Here is a 15,052-nt window from a genome sequence, read left to right as displayed (position 1 = left end):
AGTTAACTAGTACACAAATACGAAGTACCTATTTAAGGCTCACCATGTTACAAGAATTTAACCAAAACCAGAAAGCGAAAGTTTCGGTTCGTCTGAATAAGATGAATTCCGTAGACGTTGCTTGGTGGCGCACTTGGACAAGTTCTTGGTGGGCGAACGTGTACTTCTAGTTTAGAGAATTAAATGTCACAAAGCCCGCTACTTCAGCGGGCTTTTTGTTTTGTCGTCCATCTCACATTCAACTGCTTAAACATTCATCGAATATGACCAAAACTTGATTGGGTGAACGTTTGCTTTATGCGACTATGTACGGCAGGAAGATGTAAACAGCTATAAGGAGGTCTTGTGAACAAGGCCATTGAAATTAAGAAACTTGGACAGCTTGAAGTGCTAACGGCTTCCGTCCCTTATACTCAAGACCCGACTCGCTTGTTCCACACGCTATGTGAGAACAAAACTGACAGCCTATTGCTGGAATCTGCTGAAATCGATTCAAAGCAAGACTTGAAATCCCTGTTACTGGTTGATTCGGCAGTTCGTATCGTCTGCTTTGGTCACACTGTCACCATGCAAGCTCTCACGGATAACGGCAAAAACCTACTAGCACACTTAAACCAAAATGTCCGTGGTGATGTCTCTCGTCAATTTGACGTTGACACATTAACGCTAGAATTTACACAACCATGCGACACACTGGATGAAGATTCTCGTCTACGTGAAGCGTCATCTTTTGATGCACTTCGCTTGGTTCAGCACAGCTTCGATATCTCAGAGCAAGACAAACACGCAATTTTCCTTGGTGGTCTATTTGCCTACGACTTAGTTGCGAACTTCGAACCGTTGGGCAATGCAGAAGCAACTAACCAATGCCCAGACTACGTGTTTTACGTAGCAGAAACGCTATTGGTTGTGGATCATCAGACAGAGTCTTGCCATTTGCAGGCAACTTTGTTTGTCGATGATTCTCAAAAGTCAGCGTTAAAAGCAAGAATCGAAGAAATCAGTACTCAATGTACTTCTCCTAAGCTGCTACCTAGTGCAGCCCAACTTGAGAATGTTCACGCTCAACCTAGCATCGAAGATAAAGACTTCTGCCAAATCGTTCGTGACCTTAAAGAGTACGTAGTGAAAGGCGATGTATTCCAAGTCGTACCATCTCGTCGATTCACGCTACCTTGCCCTTCTCCATTGGCAGCCTACAAAGAACTTAAACAGAGCAACCCAAGCCCTTACATGTTCTACATGCAAGATGAGCTATTCACTTTGTTTGGCGCATCACCAGAAAGCGCGCTTAAGTACGAAACCGATACCAACCAAATTGAAATCTACCCAATCGCAGGCACTCGTCGCCGTGGCAAGCGCCCTAACGGCGAGATTGATTTCGACCTAGATAGCCGCATCGAACTTGAACTGCGCACCGACAAGAAAGAAAACGCAGAACACATGATGTTGGTTGACTTGGCACGTAACGACGTCGCTCGTATTGCTCAAGCTGGCACTCGCCACGTAGCAGACCTTCTAAAAGTCGACCGCTACAGCCACGTAATGCACTTGGTATCTCGTGTGGTTGGTCAACTACGTGAAGACCTAGACGCACTGCACGCATACCAAGCTTGTATGAACATGGGCACGCTCACTGGTGCACCAAAGATTCGTGCAATGCAGTTGATTCGCGATGTAGAAGGCGCACGTCGCGGTAGCTACGGTGGTGCTGTGGGTTACCTAACTGGTGAAGGCACACTCGACACCTGTATCGTGATCCGCTCAGCGTACGTTGAGAACGGCATTGCTCAAGTTCAAGCTGGTGCTGGCGTGGTATTCGATTCTGATCCACAAGCGGAAGCAGACGAAACGCGCGGCAAAGCACAAGCAGTAATCTCTGCTATCCAAGCAGCGCATAAGTCACAATAAGGAATAGGGTTCAGAGATGGCTAATATCATTTTTATCGACAACTTTGACTCGTTCACCTACAACCTTGTGGATCAATTCCGCTCGCTAGGTCACTCAGTCAAGATTTACCGAAATAACATCCCAGCGCAAACCATTGAACAAGCGGTGAACGAGCTTGAAAACCCAGTGGTTCTGCTATCGCCTGGTCCTGGTGCACCGTCAGAAGCTGGCTCAATGCCAGAACTGATTCAACTGATGAAAGGCAAAGTTCCAATGATCGGCATTTGTCTTGGTCACCAAGCGATTGTTGAAGCGTACGGCGGCACCGTTGCTGGCGCAGGCGAAATCATTCACGGTAAGGTCTCCATGATGGAGCACCAAAACCATGCGATTTACCAAAACCTACCATCACCACTTGCGATTGCACGTTACCACTCGTTGGTTGCGACTAAGGTTCCTGAAAGCCTAACCATCACAGCAGAAGTGGATGACTTGGTAATGTCTGTTGTACAAGAAGAAGATAAAGTTTGCGGGTTCCAGTTCCACCCGGAATCTATTATGACGACCTACGGAGCAACACTGTTGGCCAATGCCATTGAATGGGCACTTGAAGAACAAACTTCAGCGAACCCACTCACTGCTTAAAAAGCACTTGGCACATAAGAAATTTAGGAGAGGAAATATGGAAGCAATCATCAACCCTATTATTACTAAACTGTACGAGCAAGAATCGCTTACTCAGGAAGAGAGCCAACAGCTATTCGACATCATTATCCGTGGTGAGCTAGACCCAATTTTGATGGCGTCAGCACTGACTGCACTAAAAATCAAAGGCGAAACACCAGATGAAATTGCAGGCGCGGCGAAAGCACTTCTGGCAAACGCAAACCCATTCCCTCGCCCAGATTACGATTTCGCAGATATCGTAGGTACTGGCGGCGACGGTCACAACACCATCAACATTTCAACCACTGCCGCGTTTGTTGCTGCAGCATGTGGTCTAAAAGTAGCGAAACACGGTAACCGCAGCGTTTCGAGCAAATCTGGTTCTTCTGACCTTCTTGATTCATTTGGTATCAATCTAGCAATGAGCGCAGAAGATACGCGCAAAGCGGTAGACGATATCGGTGTTGCTTTCCTATTTGCACCTCAATACCACGGTGGTGTGCGCCATGCGATGCCAGTGCGTCAAACCATGAAAACACGTACCATCTTTAACATTCTTGGCCCACTGATTAACCCAGCTCGTCCAAACATCGAATTGATGGGTGTTTACAGTGAAGAACTGGTTCGTCCTATCGCAGAAACCATGCTACAAATGCGTATGAAGCGCGCCGCGGTGGTACACGGCAGTGGCTTGGACGAAGTAGCAATTCACGGTGAAACAACCGTTGCCGAAATCAAAGACGGTAAGATCACAGAATACAAACTAACGCCTGAAGACTTCGGTCTAGAAGCACACCCACTAGAAGCGATCAAAGGTGGCGATCCTGAAGAAAACAAAGCGATCATTACCAATATTCTGACGGGTAAAGGTACAGACGCACAATTGGGCGCAGTGGCAGTAAACGTTGCTCTGCTAATGCGTCTATTCGGCCACGAAGATTTAAAAGCCAACACGCAACAAGCGATTGAGGCAATGAATTCAGGCAAGGCGTACCAATTGGTACAACAACTTGCCGCACACGCTTAAGGAATTGAAGAAGATGACTGACTTCAACACTCAGCAAGCTGGCAACCTGTCTGAACACGTTTCTAAGAAAGAAGCAGAAATGGCAGAAGTACTGGCGAAAATTGTCCGCGACAAATATCAGTGGGTAGCAGACCGTAAGGTGTCTCAACCGCTAAGCACATTTCAGTCTGATTTGCTGCCATCGGACCGCAGCTTCTACGATGCTCTGAGTGGCGAAAAGACGGCATTCATCACCGAATGTAAGAAGGCATCTCCTTCTAAAGGTTTGATTCGTGATCACTTCGACTTGGATTACATCGCATCGGTTTACAACAACCATGCAGATGCCATTTCAGTCTTAACAGACGAAAAGTACTTCCAAGGTAACTTTGACTTTCTTCCTCAAGTGCGTGGTCAAGTCAAACAACCAGTTATTTGTAAAGACTTCATGGTAGATACCTACCAAGTTTACCTAGCGCGTCATTACAGTGCTGATGCTGTCTTGCTAATGCTGTCTGTCCTCAATGACGAAGAGTACAAAGCGCTAGAAGAAGCAGCACACAGCCTGAACATGGGCATCCTGACCGAAGTCAGCAACGAAGAAGAGCTTCATCGTGCCGTTAAGCTAGGCGCACGTGTTATCGGCATCAATAACCGTAACTTGCGCGACCTAAGTACTGATTTGAATCGTACTAAAGAGTTGGCACCGACAATTCGCGAATTAGCACCAAACGCGACCGTGATTTCAGAGTCTGGCATTTATACGCATCAACAAGTTCGTGATTTAGCGGAATACGCAGACGGCTTCTTGATTGGTAGTTCTCTGATGGCAGAAGACAACCTTGAACTTGCAGTACGTAAAGTGACGTTAGGCGAAAACAAAGTCTGTGGCTTAACGCACCCAGATGACGCAGCAAAAGCGTATCAATCTGGCGCAGTATTTGGTGGCCTGATTTTTGTCGAGAAGTCGAAGCGTGCGGTTGACCTTGAAGGTGCTCGCTTAACCATGAGCGGTGCCCCACTGAATTACGTTGGCGTTTTCCAAAATCACGATATCGATTTTGTTGCTTCAGTCGCAACCTCTTTGGGCTTAAAAGCGGTGCAACTGCACGGGCAAGAAGACCAAGCTTACGTAAACCAACTCAAAGCCGAACTGCCAGCAGCGGTAGAAATTTGGAAAGCTTACGGCGTGACAGATGCGAAGCCAGAACTGCTTGCAGACAACATTGACCGCCATCTACTAGATGCGCAAGTTGGCACCCAAACTGGCGGAACCGGTCAAGTGTTCGACTGGTCACTAATCGGCGACCCAAGTCAAATTATGCTAGCGGGCGGACTGTCGCCAGAAAATGCTCAACAAGCAGCGACACTAGGTTGCTTGGGATTAGATTTAAACTCTGGTGTAGAAAGCGCACCAGGCAAAAAAGATTCACAGAAGTTGCTTGCGGCATTCACCGCCATTCGCAACTACTAAAGCTGGATATCAGCTAAAAAATTTAAAGCTATTCGTAGCGAAAAATACGAGAAGGAATATAACGATGGCAAAACTGAATGCCTACTTTGGCGAATACGGCGGTCAGTACGTTCCGCAAATTCTAGTTCCAGCACTGGAGCAACTAGAGCAAGCGTTTATCGACGCGCAAGAAGATCCAGAATTCCGCAGCGAATTCATGACACTTCTTCAAGAGTATGCGGGTCGTCCAACGGCTTTGACTCTAACTCGTAACCTAACCAAAGGTACGAAAACCAAACTGTACCTAAAACGTGAAGACCTACTTCACGGTGGCGCGCACAAGACCAACCAAGTGTTAGGTCAAGCTCTGCTTGCGAAACGCATGGGTAAAAACGAAATCATCGCAGAAACAGGCGCAGGCCAACACGGTGTTGCAACCGCACTAGCGTGTGCGCTGCTTGGACTTAAGTGTCGCGTTTACATGGGTGCAAAAGACGTTGAGCGTCAAAGCCCGAACGTATTCCGTATGAAGCTAATGGGCGCAGAAGTTATTCCTGTCCACTCGGGTTCAGCGACACTTAAAGATGCATGTAACGAAGCGCTGCGCGACTGGTCTGCAACTTACGAAGACGCGCACTACCTACTAGGTACAGCGGCAGGTCCTCACCCATTCCCAACGATCGTGCGTGACTTCCAACGCATGATCGGTGAAGAAACGAAGAATCAGATTTTGGCACGTGAAGGTCGTCTTCCTGATGCGGTTATCGCATGTGTGGGCGGTGGTTCAAACGCGATTGGCATGTTTGCTGACTTCATCGAAGAAGAAAGTGTTCGCCTAATTGGTGTTGAGCCAGCAGGTAAAGGTATCGATACTGACCAGCACGGTGCGCCACTTAAGCATGGTAAAACAGGCATCTTCTTTGGTATGAAAGCGCCATTGATGCAAGATCCTAACGGCCAAGTTGAAGAGTCTTACTCAGTATCTGCTGGCCTTGATTTCCCTTCAGTTGGTCCACAACACGCACACCTAAACGCAATTGGTCGTGCAGAATACGACAACGTAACAGACGATGAAGCGTTAGAAGCATTCCAAGAGATTGCACGCCATGAAGGCATTATCCCTGCCCTAGAATCTTCTCACGCAGTGGCACACGCACTGCGTATGGCTCGTGAGAATCCTGAGAAAGAACAATTGCTGGTAGTCAACCTATCTGGTCGTGGTGATAAAGATATCTTCACTGTGCATGCCATCCTAGAAGAAAAAGGAGCGATCTAATGAGCCGTTATGAAAAGATGTTCTCGCGTCTAAACGAGAAAAACCAAGGCGCATTTGTACCGTTCGTAACGGTTTGCGATCCAAACGCAGAGCAGTCTTACAAAATCATGGAAACACTGGTTGAATCTGGCGCAGATGCCCTTGAACTTGGTATTCCATTCTCAGATCCGCTAGCCGATGGCCCAACCATCCAAGGCGCTAACATTCGCGCGTTAGACTCAGGCGCAACACCAGATATCTGCTTCGAGCAAATTGGTGAGATCCGAGCTAAGTACCCAGAGTTGCCTATTGGTCTTCTGATGTACGCGAACCTTGTTTACTCTCGTGGTATCGAGAACTTCTATGAGCGTTGTGCAAAAGCAGGCATCGATTCTGTTTTGATCGCAGATGTACCAACCAATGAAAGTGCAGAGTTTGTCGCAGCTGCAGAGAAGTTTGGTATTCACCCAATCTTCATTGCACCACCAACGGCAAGTGATGAAACACTGAAGCAAGTATCGAAGCTGGGTGGCGGCTACACTTACCTACTATCTCGTGCAGGTGTTACTGGCGCAGAAACCAAAGCAAACATGCCTGTAGGTCACATGCTCGATAGGCTGAACCAATTTGATGCGCCACCAGCGTTACTTGGTTTTGGCATCTCTGAGCCAGCACAGGTGAAACAAGCACTAGAATCTGGTGCCGCTGGTGCGATTTCTGGCTCAGCCGTGGTGAAGATCATTGAAGCGCACGTTGAGCAGCCACAAATCATGCTAGACAAGCTAAGTGAATTCGTTTCTGCTATGAAAGCAGCAACACAAAAATAACGTATTACTACTCGCATAAATATGAGATCGATTCCTTATTTACCATTCGGAATCGATCTTTTTTTTAACATCCATTCTCTAAATTCCCCCTCTTTCTTACCATATATTTTATAAACACCACCAAGTGAAAATATCAGCACGATCGATGGCAATCGTTTGCTTGCGATTAAAAAACTACCACTCATCAATGAATTCCCGATCAGTTGATAAGTTTGTACGGAAATTGTATTGCTAATTGTGAATGATAAGTGTAAAAAGCAAGGCGATATAATTATCCAAATAACAACTTTATATTGGTGGGTAATTTTAGGATTTTACATTTTATTAGCACAGAGGTTATGGAAGTGTTAAACAAAAAGAGTTTGCTAAACAACATTGGCGTACAAGTCGTCATTGCAATGATCGTAGGTACTGCCGTTGGTGCCTTCATGGGTCAAAGCGCGACAGTATTTGCACCACTAGGTGCTATCTTCATCAACCTGATCAAGATGCTTGTGATCCCTCTGGTCGCAGTAGCGCTTATCTCAGGTGCAGCAGGTCTAGGCAACAGCCAATCTGCAGGTAAAGTGGGCTTGGTAACGCTAGGTTACTTTGGTCTAACGTCTGCCCTAGCTGTCGCACTAGCACTGTTTATGGGTGAAGTATTCCAACCAGGCATGGGCATCGACGTTTCTGGCGTTGAAGGTATGTTCTCAGCTGAATACGCTTCAAAAGGTGAATTACCTACTTTCTGGGCAACCATCACTGGTATGATCCCAACTAACGTTTTCCAATCACTAAACGAAGCGAACATCCTTCAGATCCTTGTGTTCTGTATGTTCTTCGGTATCGCGATTTCAAAACAAGAAAAATCACGTCGCGAGCCAATCATCAATGGTGTTAACTGCATCGTTGACGCTATGGTTTGGATGATCAACAAAGTGATGATCATTGCGCCTATCGGTGTATTTGGTCTGATGGCTGAAGCGGTAGGTACGTTCGGTTTTGGTGCCCTAATGGTGGTCTTCAAACTGTTCGTCGTTTACGTAGCGGCAATCCTAGTGTTCGGCTTCGTGGTTTACCCAGCAATGGTACATATCTTCACTAAGACATCGGCGAAGAAATTCGTATCAGCAATGAAGAAGCCACAAGCAGTTGCCCTTTCTACCGCCTCTTCAATGGCAACGCTGCCTGTAACAATGGATACGTGTGAGAAAGAGTTGGGCGTAAGAAACTCAACCGCTTCATTTGTTTTGCCGCTAGGCGCAACCATCAACATGTCAGGTAACGCGATTTACTACGGCCTAGTGGCAATCTTCTTTGCGCAACTGTTCAACATCGACCTAGGCATGGGCGCTTACGTTGCGATCATCGTCACTTCGACACTGGGCGCAGTAGGCCAAGCGGGTGTTCCTGGTCCTTCATTCCTAGTAGTCGCGGTACTGCTTGCTGCTGGTATTCCAATCGAAGGTCTCCCACTATTGTTTGCGCTTGACCGTATCTTCGACATGATTCGTACCGCACTAAACATCACAGGTGACGCAGCATGTGCCGTTATCGTGGATGCACTTATTGAAGAAGAAGCACAACAAACTGAGCTGCAAAAGCAAGAAGCATAATTTAAATTAACGCTCATTCAAGCCGCTCCATCGAGCGGCTTTTTTTACGATAAACCTGCCTTAGGTAACCGTTTAAATAGAAACTAATGGCATATTTTGTTTTAAATGATATAAGAGCGGCACAAATAAAAAACCATAAACCTTGGCTAGGTTATCTCATGAATTTTACGTCGTCTTTAGGGGTGCTATCTGCGAGCAGCATGCCTATTGAAAAAAAGCAGCTCGCGCTGATCAATGCGGTTCTTAGTGGTTTCGATACGCAAGAACGTCAAGTTATATTCCAATCCGTTACTGATTACCGAAGAAATCAACTCATTGCACTCTTCCCAGAACATAAGGCTAAGAGCTTTTCAGTGCTGTTTGAATCGATGGACTATCGTGATTTAGTACAACGTTACCCTTCCACCTTATCGCCTTACATTACGGCGTTAGAGCTTGTCGCATCTCAGTGCTTTACGCACTGGCTGGAGTTTTGGTGTGAATGTGAAATTGCAGCAATCAAGACGAAGCCTCCTGTACAGGAAATCTCTACAATAAGTACCAAATTGCCCTTTGAAGATAGCGCTTATTACGGTGCCATGATTGAACGCATAGAAGATGCTCAACTTATGGTAAAAACACCCTCTCACTCTCAAGCAATATCACTGAGTGATGCAGTCACGTTAAGTAATCTTGAGCTTTTTATACAAGGTGAAAAGTGGTACGAAATGCTGCCGTTACTGTCGCTGTCGCAAACAGGGAAGCACTTTATATTACTAAAACATCCAGACAATGAAGCGGTCCCTACCCTTGTTGCCTCTGCTTTGGTTCAGGATTGGGCGATTCACAACCGTTGGTTGAGCTACGCACCACAATTTAGCAACGAACAATGGCACTACTGTTTACCAAACCATGGGTACGAAGAACTAACGCGATTACAGCTTTTTACATCATCTACACTGTTAAAATGTTACTCTCTCCCAGAATTTGATCGCGAATTCAAGTTACTATTATCCGATACACAATCCGTGTGTGAAGTCCTGCGCTTGACAGTAAGTGGAAATGCCCAGCAGAAACTCTACTTTCTCTACCTTGCACAAAAAGAGCTAATGAACGTACTGTATCAAGCTGGTTATAAAGTAGGCTTCACCATCATTGAGCAACCTTTCATGCTCAACTTTTATCAGTCGATCGATAAGAAAGCGTATTTCCATTCTGGATATTGCGATCTCAATAATGACGGCAAAGAAACTTACCGGGGATTCTGGAATTTCGAAATGATGGTCAAAGCATTCAATCAAACCGATTTCCGCGCCTACAAACGCGCAGTGAGAGCCAACCGAAAACGAGCGTCATCCGAAAGGGATGAATATGTTTGATTTCGGTTTAGAGACAATCATCTACGCAAAAGCCATTACGCTACTTGCCACGGTAGCAGTGGTTTTTATGTGGCTGATTTACTACTGCTTTCGCTTAAAACAAAAAAACGAGGTTATCTTTGGGACGCATCACGCGCCTTACATTGCTTACTCTGTTTGCATCATTGCTTGGATAAGCAGCAATGCGTATTTCCATACTGAGCTCTTGCCTGATTTGGGGCCGGATGTCGGCATCTTTATGGCAAAGTTTGCTAACCTTGCGTCCTTCTTCGCATTTGCGTTCGCCTATTACTTTTCTTGCCAACTCTCTGCCGAGCAAAGAAAGGGCAAAGTACACCCTTGGCAACAACTGATCTTCGTCACCCTGACGGTCTACTCATTATTTATCAACTTACAACCGAACTTAACGGTAGAGCATGTCGAAATCGTTGGGCCTAGTGAGTTTGTCATTGAGTTTGGCCCACAGACCTCCTACTTCTTCATAGGTTTGGTAAGTTTCGTTGTGCTCACTTTGGTCAACTTAGTCGCCATGCGCGCTAACAGCAGCAGACTAACGCTAGCCAAAACCAACTACATGATCGCAGGCATCTTGGTGTTCATGCTATCAACGGCAACCATACACCTTGGCATGACTTACTTCATGGGTGACTTTTCACTGACTTGGCTACCACCAGCGTTGTCTATCAGTGAAATGTTATTCGTAGGTTATGCGCTACTCACCTCACGTTTTTATAGCGTCAAATACCTCGCATACATGTCACTCAGCGCATTGCTCGTATGCGCGATATTCGTTTTGCCTTTAGGTGCAATCTTCATCCCAATGACAGATAGCAAACAATGGTTAATCGCCACACCAATCTGCGCCCTAATCGGCATTACTTGGCATCTACTTTATAAACGAGTAAGCCGTTATTCATCGTTTTTGATTTACGGCAATAAGAAAACACCCGTGCAACAAATCTTAGCGCTTGAGGATGAGTTCAAACTGTCGATTGATGATGCGATGAGACGTTTGGGAATATTACTTCAAATCCCGAACGACAAGCTCCGCTTGGTGACCAGTAATTACACTGAGACATTTTACGAAGACTACTTGTCGTCAAACAAATCTGTCTTAGTGTTAGACGAACTCTCTGACGAGATTGACTATGCAACCTCATCAAAGGGCTCCGTAAAAGCCTTGTACGAAAAAATGAGTTCAAACAATACGGCTTTGGTTATGCCACTCTTCGGGCAAGGCAAATCCGTGACGCACCTATTGGTCTCACCACATAAGATCAACAATCAGTTGTTCTCAAATGAAGAGATCTCCGCGTTGCAAACCTTGCTTACACGTGTTCAAAGCACCATTGAGGCCGATCGACGTATTCGTCAAAGCCGTGCGCTGGCTAACTCAATTGCCCACGAAATGCGTAATCCTCTCGCTCAAGTTCAATTGCAATTTGAGGCTCTGAAGCAGCATATTGAAAACCAAGCGCCGATTGAGCAGATAAAAATTGACATCGAAAATGGTCAGGCGGCCATCCAACGTGGCCGTCAGTTGATTGATATCATTCTTCGGGAGGTCAGCGACAGCGCCCCTGAACATGAGCCCATTGCCCTCTCTTCAATTCATAAAGCGGTCGATCAAGCGGTCAGCCACTACGGTTTTGAAAATGAGAAGATAATTGAGAGAATTCGTTTACCACAACATACTGATTTTGTGGCCAAGCTAAATGAGACCTTATTTAACTTCGTTATTTTTAACCTCATTCGTAACGCAATTTACTATTTTGATTCCTATCCAGATAGTCAAATTGAAATCAGCACCAGTACTGGGGCTTATGAAAACGTGCTTGTGTTCCGCGATACCGGTCCTGGTATCGACGAGACCATCTCTCACAAAATCTTTGACGACTTCTTCTCTTACCAGAAAAGTGGTGGTAGCGGCTTGGGGCTTGGTTATTGCCAACGCGTAATGCGTTCATTTGGCGGGAGAATTGAGTGCCACTCAAAACTGGAAGAGTTCACCGAGTTTCACCTTTATTTCCCTGTTGTTCCTAATGCGCCAAAAGCTGAAACCTTACGTACGCCTTATTTCACGGATTGGAAGAATAGTCACACTGAACAAAAAGCCAAATCGAACGTACAAATAGATAAACACGCACCAACCGTACTCATTGTTGATGATAAAGAAGTGCAACGAGCATTAGTGCAAATGTATTTAAACCAACTTGGTGTGAATAGCTTGCAAGCCAAGAACGGAGAGAATGCAGTCGAACTGTTTGAAGGTAACCACATCGATTTGATTTTAATGGATGTGCAAATGCCTGTAATGAATGGATTTGAAGCCAGTGAGAAGATAAAAGCGCTATCGCCTAACACGCCGATCATTGCGCTCTCAGGAGAGTCTGGAGAACGCGAGCTTGAAATGATTGCCAAGCTCATGGATGGGCGTTTGGAAAAGCCAACGACTTTAAATGCCCTCAGGCATGTCCTGAACAACTGGCTGAACAAAGACACCGCGTCGAGTTCTTTCGAAATTGAGAATGAATAATTGGCATCTGATATGCATTACTGAAGTACAAACGAATTATCCATAGATTCAAGCCCTCTCTTTATTAGCGGGGAAACTTGATAAGGAGATGACCATGATGCTTCATCGACATACTTATTACGGCTTGATTCACCACGGTATTAAAACCTTACTTTTAGACCGTGTTGGACACTATACAGAAGAAGAATACCATCAGTACCTCAACCTGATGACGGGAAAATCAACCTGCTTCACCATGTCCCATGACGAACTAGAAGCAACAGTCGATAACCTGTTACGCGAAGGCTATTTGGAAGATGTGAAAAACCTCATCACTCGTTATCAAAACGTTGCCTGAACCTCTTCCTTCTGTCCAACAAAATAGCCGCTGAATGCGGCTATTTCTTTCCTCTATATTCTATAAATATTCACATTGCCTCAGATTCCGCTAGACTGTCCTCAACTCAATAACTAGGTAGTTTTTTGCATCATGAAGCAAATCCTTGATTTTATTCCACTCATTGTCTTCTTTGTCCTATACAAGATGCACGATATCTATGTTGCGACAGGCGCGCTTATCATCGCAACGGCTATTCAAATCGTGTTGACGTTTGCTCTCTACAAGAAAGTAGAAAAGATGCAATTGGTTACTTTCGCAATGGTGGCTATCTTCGGTGGCATGACCATATTTTTCCACGATGACAACTTCATCAAATGGAAAGTAACCATCATCTATGCACTGTTCGCTGTTGGCTTAGCCGTAAGTCATGCTATGGGCAAGTCCGCGATCAAAGGCATGCTTGGTAAAGAAATCACTTTGCCTGAAGCGGTCTGGACCAAAATCAACTGGGCATGGGTTGGCTTTTTCTCGTTCTGTGCCGGCCTAAACGTATACGTAGCGTTTAAGCTCCCACTCGATGTGTGGGTTAACTTCAAAGTGTTCGGTTTACTGATCGCGACATTCGCTTACATGATCGCTACGGGCTTCTACATCTACAAGCACATGCCAAAAGATCAAAAAGAGAAGAAAGAAAACTCATCCGATGTTTCGGTTGATGATTAAAAGCTCAATTTTGCTATAATCTTCTTACATTGATTATTTACAGCGACCTCAGGGTCGCTGTTTTGTTGTTTGCGCCAGAAATCTTGGTGCATTATTTGCTCCATTTTTGAGCTTAATAAAGATTGTAGGATGTCATCATGAATCAAGAAGGTCATACACCAAAAGGCCAATTATTGCTTCGCACCCTTGCTATGCCCGCTGATACTAATGCCAATGGCGATATCTTCGGCGGCTGGATCATGTCCCAACTCGACTTAGCTGGTGCGATTCTGGCTAAAGAAATCTCCTTAGGCCGAGTTGTTACTGTCTCGGTTTCTAGCATCACATTTAAAAAACCTGTCAGCGTCGGCGATGTTGTCTGTTGTTACGGAGTATGCTCAAAGATCGGCAGAACTTCGATGAGTGTAGACCTAGAAGTATGGGTGAAGCCTGTTAAAGTCGACGGTGTAGAAGAGCGCTTCATGGTTTGTGATGCCACATTCAACTATGTTGCGATCGATAGCGAAGGTAAACCACGCCCAGTTCAAAAGTAATAACTTGGTTTAATATAACGAATTGCTAGGAACAACCTCACAAATTCCATTGTTGACTTGTGAGTGGCACAAAAAAGGCGTTAAATTAGGACTTTACCCTACCAATTAAGGAAATATGCTATGTGGTACGTCATTTTTTCTCAGGACATCGAGAACTCATTAGAAAAACGTCTGAGTGTTCGCCCTCAACATCTTGAGCGCTTGCAGCAACTTCAAGACGAAGGACGTCTACTCACTGCAGGTCCAATGCCAGCCATTGATTCCGATAATCCGGGTGAAGCAGGCTTTACTGGCTCGACAGTCATAGCAGAATTTTCCTCTTTGGAAGAAGCTCAAACATGGGCTGATGCCGATCCATACATTGCAGCGGGCGTTTACGAAAATGTCATCGTAAAACCGTTCAAGAAAGTGTTTTAAGTTATGAAAAAATTACTGTGTCTTTTCCTCGTATTCGGTGCACTAGCAGGTTGTTCATCAAGTGATGACAAGCAACATCAACTTGAGTTGATGGCTTCTAACCGCGCTGGTGTTCTTTCTGCAGGTTTACCGCTTGAATACGGTCCATTAAAAATCTTACGCATTTCTTCCAACAAAAATGTGGTTGAGATGATGATGATTTATAACGATGATGCGCTTGGTGCCAAGCCGTTAAATCAAGTAGTGAACACCAGTATATACACTTACTGCAATACACCAGCGGTGCGTGAGCAAATTGATATGGGCTTGATGTACCGAATCAAAGTACGCAACTCCCGCGGCCAATTAATGGCGGATGAGTTGGTGTCAGCGCAAACATGCAGCGCAGGTCAAAAAGTACAGTAATACGCGACTCAATCTTCTTGAGTTAGACGCTCGATAAAATAAAAAAGCGAGGATAGATATCCTCG

The 15,052-nt window shown here is 45.3% G+C and carries 16 protein-coding genes and 1 other annotated feature; of the genes, 15 read left to right on the top strand and 1 reads right to left on the bottom strand.

Translation table 11 applies throughout. The features are described 5' to 3' along the window. Positions 1 to 44: 44 nt before the first annotated feature. From ITG12_RS00240 to trpA, 7 genes are all read left to right on the top strand, one after another. Positions 45 to 170 carry a trp operon leader peptide gene (locus ITG12_RS00240; protein WP_038880506.1) on the top strand — a complete coding sequence of 42 codons (126 nt, stop codon included), beginning with the start codon at positions 45 to 47 and terminating at the stop codon, positions 168 to 170. Continuing rightward, positions 117 to 220, top strand: a sequence feature (Trp leader region). Its footprint overlaps the gene before it by 54 nt. A gap of 125 nt (positions 221 to 345) precedes the next feature. Continuing rightward, a complete protein-coding gene (locus ITG12_RS00235) occupies positions 346 to 1,911 on the top strand; it encodes an anthranilate synthase component 1 (protein WP_038880509.1) in 1,566 nt (521 codons plus the stop codon). Positions 1,912 to 1,927: 16 nt separating this feature from the next. Beyond that, positions 1,928 to 2,536 (top strand): aminodeoxychorismate/anthranilate synthase component II, encoded by a 609-nt coding sequence (locus ITG12_RS00230; RefSeq protein WP_038871864.1) that lies wholly within the window; start codon positions 1,928 to 1,930, stop codon positions 2,534 to 2,536. 37 nt (positions 2,537 to 2,573) lie between these two features. Next, positions 2,574 to 3,584, top strand: coding sequence for an anthranilate phosphoribosyltransferase (gene trpD, locus ITG12_RS00225; RefSeq protein WP_248873316.1), 1,011 nt, complete (start codon positions 2,574 to 2,576; stop codon positions 3,582 to 3,584). 13 nt (positions 3,585 to 3,597) lie between these two features. Further along, a complete protein-coding gene (trpCF, locus tag ITG12_RS00220; RefSeq protein WP_248873314.1) occupies positions 3,598 to 5,037 on the top strand; it encodes a bifunctional indole-3-glycerol-phosphate synthase TrpC/phosphoribosylanthranilate isomerase TrpF in 1,440 nt (479 codons plus the stop codon). A 64-nt stretch (positions 5,038 to 5,101) separates the two neighbouring features. Further along, positions 5,102 to 6,292: a tryptophan synthase subunit beta gene (gene trpB / locus ITG12_RS00215; protein ID WP_005376781.1), complete on the top strand. Its 1,191-nt coding sequence runs from the start codon at positions 5,102 to 5,104 to the stop codon at positions 6,290 to 6,292. Further along, entirely contained in the window at positions 6,292 to 7,098 is an 807-nt protein-coding gene (trpA, locus tag ITG12_RS00210; protein WP_248873312.1) for a tryptophan synthase subunit alpha, read from the top strand. The genes trpB and trpA overlap by 1 nt, the downstream gene beginning before the upstream one ends. A gap of 35 nt (positions 7,099 to 7,133) precedes the next feature. Here trpA and ITG12_RS00205 read toward each other — a convergent pair whose 3' ends face one another. Continuing rightward, positions 7,134 to 7,283: a hypothetical protein gene (locus tag ITG12_RS00205; RefSeq protein WP_248873310.1), complete on the bottom strand. Its 150-nt coding sequence runs from the start codon at positions 7,281 to 7,283 to the stop codon at positions 7,134 to 7,136. Between the two features lie 153 nt (positions 7,284 to 7,436). On the opposite strand from ITG12_RS00205, the gene ITG12_RS00200 reads away from it, so the two are divergent. The 8 genes from ITG12_RS00200 (at position 7,437) to ITG12_RS00165 (ending at position 14,987) form a co-directional block, all read left to right on the top strand. Then, the gene (locus tag ITG12_RS00200) at positions 7,437 to 8,696 is read left to right on the top strand and encodes a dicarboxylate/amino acid:cation symporter (RefSeq protein WP_038871875.1); all 1,260 of its coding nucleotides are present in this window, start codon (positions 7,437 to 7,439) and stop codon (positions 8,694 to 8,696) included. 158 nt (positions 8,697 to 8,854) lie between these two features. After that, positions 8,855 to 10,054, top strand: coding sequence for an acyl-homoserine-lactone synthase (locus tag ITG12_RS00195; protein WP_038880524.1), 1,200 nt, complete (start codon positions 8,855 to 8,857; stop codon positions 10,052 to 10,054). Further along, entirely contained in the window at positions 10,047 to 12,590 is a 2,544-nt protein-coding gene (locus tag ITG12_RS00190; protein WP_248873308.1) for a hybrid sensor histidine kinase/response regulator, read from the top strand. The genes ITG12_RS00195 and ITG12_RS00190 overlap by 8 nt, the downstream gene beginning before the upstream one ends. 94 nt (positions 12,591 to 12,684) lie before the next feature. Then, positions 12,685 to 12,927, top strand: coding sequence for a hypothetical protein (locus tag ITG12_RS00185; protein WP_038871884.1), 243 nt, complete (start codon positions 12,685 to 12,687; stop codon positions 12,925 to 12,927). Positions 12,928 to 13,059: 132 nt separating this feature from the next. After that, positions 13,060 to 13,632, top strand: a complete 573-nt coding sequence (locus tag ITG12_RS00180; protein ID WP_038871887.1) for a septation protein A — start codon at positions 13,060 to 13,062, stop codon at positions 13,630 to 13,632. A gap of 137 nt (positions 13,633 to 13,769) precedes the next feature. After that, positions 13,770 to 14,165 (top strand): acyl-CoA thioester hydrolase YciA, encoded by a 396-nt coding sequence (yciA, locus tag ITG12_RS00175; RefSeq protein ID WP_038871890.1) that lies wholly within the window; start codon positions 13,770 to 13,772, stop codon positions 14,163 to 14,165. Positions 14,166 to 14,285: 120 nt separating this feature from the next. After that, complete coding sequence (locus ITG12_RS00170; protein ID WP_038871892.1) at positions 14,286 to 14,582, top strand: YciI family protein; 297 nt, start codon at positions 14,286 to 14,288, stop codon at positions 14,580 to 14,582. A gap of 3 nt (positions 14,583 to 14,585) precedes the next feature. Next, positions 14,586 to 14,987: a GspS/AspS pilotin family protein gene (locus ITG12_RS00165; RefSeq protein WP_038880531.1), complete on the top strand. Its 402-nt coding sequence runs from the start codon at positions 14,586 to 14,588 to the stop codon at positions 14,985 to 14,987. Positions 14,988 to 15,052: the final 65 nt, after the last annotated feature.

It is taken from the genome of Vibrio sp. ED002, from assembly GCF_023277445.1.
In the GTDB taxonomy this organism is placed as follows: Bacteria; Pseudomonadota; Gammaproteobacteria; order Enterobacterales; family Vibrionaceae; genus Vibrio; species Vibrio jasicida.
This window is presented reverse-complemented; position numbering and strand designations above follow the sequence as displayed.